At 65.1% G+C, this 278-nt stretch carries 1 protein-coding gene; it reads right to left on the reverse strand.

Annotated elements, in window-relative coordinates; genetic code table 11:
* Positions 1-278 (reverse strand): ricin-type beta-trefoil lectin domain protein (locus tag IEZ12_RS11755; protein ID WP_229847450.1); only part of this gene is annotated, 278 nt, incomplete at both ends.

Consider the following 278-nt stretch of genomic DNA (forward strand, 5'->3'; position numbering starts at 1 on the left):
GTCGAGGCACATCGGCCGACCGAGTCCGATGGTGTCCTTCACCTTGATCTGCCCCCGGTCGACCACGAAGTCCTGGTTCCCGAAACCGGGGCTGAGGCACTGCCAGATCTTCAGCCGGTCGCCGTTGTTGCGGGCACCGCCCACGTCCAGGCACATCTCCCGGCCGGATCCGATGGTGTCCTTCACCTTGATCTGCCCCCGGTCGATGACGAAGTCCTGGTTCCCGAATCCCGGGCTGAGGCACTGCCAGATCTTCGCCCAGTCCCCGTTGTTGCGGG

Origin of the sequence: Kitasatospora griseola, from assembly GCF_014648555.1 — a bacterium.
GTDB classification, from domain to species: Bacteria; Actinomycetota; Actinomycetes; order Streptomycetales; family Streptomycetaceae; genus Kitasatospora; species Kitasatospora griseola.